This window comes from Candidatus Methanoperedens nitratireducens (assembly GCF_900196725.1).
Taxonomy (GTDB): domain Archaea; phylum Halobacteriota; class Methanosarcinia; order Methanosarcinales; family Methanoperedenaceae; genus Methanoperedens; species Methanoperedens nitroreducens_A.
Genome location: NZ_FZMP01000089.1, coordinates 1 through 2,664, shown reverse-complemented (window position 1 = coordinate 2,664; position 2,664 = coordinate 1). Strand labels below are relative to the sequence as shown.

Below are 2,664 nucleotides of genomic sequence, written 5' to 3'. Positions count from 1 at the left end.
AAAACGTGGGGCTCAGTTACCGTTTCAAGTAAGCAACTGAGCTCCAGCATTTGCCCGAAGGCATGGTAGTGTTAGCTTTGAAGCTATTTAAAGCCAGCGCCGCGTCTGAGGGCAGTAAAGATGAGAAAATATAAATGGAGGAATAAAAAATATGAAGAAAAATAAAGGAATGCAATTAGGCGCGATGTTTGTGGCGATGCTGCTGGTGGGCATAGCTATCGTGCCTGCAGTGAGTGCTCAGCAGATAAATTTGAATAAAAAATTTGATGAGAAGCAATATGCCCAGCAATTAGACGCAGCGGTTAAGGAAATAAAAGAAATCCAAGAAAAAGTTAAGAATGGTGAAATAACTCAGCAAGTTGCAGATAACAGACTCTCTACGATACTAGATGACCCCAAATACGATCAAATAAAATTGAAGAAACAAATCGTAGATTCGGAAAGAGAATCAGCATTGCTTAATGAAAAACCCAGCAAAATTCCTACAAAAATAGCAAATGCGTCTGATTCTGGTTCCGTAAGCATTCTAGGTAATTCATACAACTACTATGGTGTCGATGCAATGGGAGCCTCAAAGGGTGGCTGGGGCGTTGGATATAATAGAGCAGATACATATCCTTCGGGACAGTATGAGAGAATTGCGGCCAGGTCTGAGGTTCTAGGTTCTTATTATGCCGACGGGTACTTCTACAGGTACTTCACTGCCCCAGAAACAGGGAATGCCATAGTGAACGTTTACTTAGATTGGACTGGAGGATCAGCATGGCCAGATGATCAAAGTATAGACTTTGTTCTATATAAATATACATCTGGAGTTGGATGGCAAACAGTAACTACTCAGAATGACGTAGTTAGCCTGACTGGCTTTCAAGGATCTAGCGGGCCAAATAACGCAAACAGTGGTGTATCTGTATACCTTACATCTGGTACGCAATATGCCCTTCAATTGCAGGTACATACCGCTACAAGTTCTGTAGGAGCGGTCAGTTTAGCCGATTTTGGGTTTGATGCAATTGGTGGAACGCCACAAGTTCACTGGCAATCTGCAAAGGTATCCTACCAATAGATATATAAGGATATCTTTCTATTTTTTGTCAAAATAAGAGGTATAAAAAATGATAATAGGTACTCCAGAGATATTTTTAATTATTAGAATTATAATATTAATCATCATTTTGTATGCACTTTACAAGCTAATGCGAAGAAGTAAAAAGTAAATTTTCAATTTTGCTTCCATCCTCGCAGCAAGTCTATACGTTATTCTTTTAGATTGTTATAAAATTAAGTATTATAGCCTACAGTGAACATATTTCAAGTATGTTAGAAAATCAGAATGAAATCATTGGGAGAGAAATGAAATGGAAACTAGAACAATTCTAATTTTATGCACACTTATGCTACTATTGATACCAGCGATAGATGCAAAGCCAGTAATAGTCGGATTCACCGAGGAAATCGATCAAAACATAATCAAAGAACATGGCATAGCTAATTTTACCCAGTACAAAATAATTAACGCTATCTCAACCGATATCCCAGAAAGTGTATCTGAAAAGTTAAAGAAAAACCCGAAAATAAAATACGTAGAAGAAGATGCTCAGGTTCAGATAGCAGGCAAACCATCACAGCCCCAGCCTCCACAACCCCCGCAGCAGATCACATGGGGCATTGCAAGAATAAAAGCGCCTGAAGCATGGAATAACTCCACTGGTATAAATCTAAAGATAGCTGTGCTGGATACGGGGATAAGCAACAACCATCCCGATTTAACAGTATCTGGAGGCATCAATCTTGCTGGGAAATCAAAAAACAACAAATGGAACGACGATAATGGTCATGGTACCCACGTTTCAGGAATCATAGCCGCCAGAAACAACAGCATCGGAGTAATTGGCGTTGCACCGGACGCGCAGCTTTACGCTGTAAAGGTGCTGGATGCCTATGGCAGCGGATATATTTCGGATGTTATCGAAGGGATAGACTGGGCAGTGCAGAATAACATGGATATTATTTCAATGAGCCTTGGAACAAGGACTTATTCCCAGGCGCTGAACGATACTACTGCCAATGCTTATAATGCCGGCATCCTTCTTGTTGCAGCCGCAGGCAACAGCGGAGATGGAAACCTGTTCACCGATGATGTTCTTTACCCTGCAAAATTTGATTCAGTGATTGCGGTTTCGGCAGTCGATTATAACAACATTGCGCCTGTATGGAGCGCAGACGGCGCCAAAATAGAACTGGCAGCGCCGGGTGTAGATATATACTCTACATGGTTAAACGGCGGTTATGCTAATGAAAGCGGCACATCGATGGCAGCGCCTTTTCTAAGCGGCGCAGCGGCACTAATTAAAAGTAAAAACCTGTCCATGACTCCGCAGGAAATTCGTCAAAGTTTGGATTATAACGCAATCGATCTGGGTGATATTGGCAGAGATAATATCTATGGGTTTGGATTGGTGCAAGCAGGTTAGTATAGAATGCATTATCAATAAACCAATATTCATCTCTACGCCTGCAAAAGTCTTGAAAATTACAATGCCATTGAAAATTATAATTACATTAAAAATTTTAACGGCATTGTAATGTTTTAATAGCGTTGAAATTTTTAATGTAATTGTAATATATAAACCATAAGTTATATATAGTCCTTGCTCCATTTAA

Annotated in this window: 2 protein-coding genes; both read left to right on the top strand. The window is 40.1% G+C overall.

Annotation, left to right across the window (positions count from 1 at the left end; genetic code table 11):
* The first annotated feature begins 151 nt into the window (after positions 1-151).
* The gene (locus MNV_RS06800) at positions 152-1,066 is read left to right on the top strand and encodes a hypothetical protein (protein WP_096204704.1); all 915 of its coding nucleotides are present in this window, start codon (positions 152-154) and stop codon (positions 1,064-1,066) included.
* Positions 1,067-1,358: 292 nt separating this feature from the next.
* On the top strand, positions 1,359-2,474 hold the full coding sequence (locus MNV_RS06795; protein WP_096204702.1) for a S8 family peptidase: 1,116 nt from the start codon (positions 1,359-1,361) through the stop codon (positions 2,472-2,474).
* Positions 2,475-2,664: the final 190 nt, after the last annotated feature.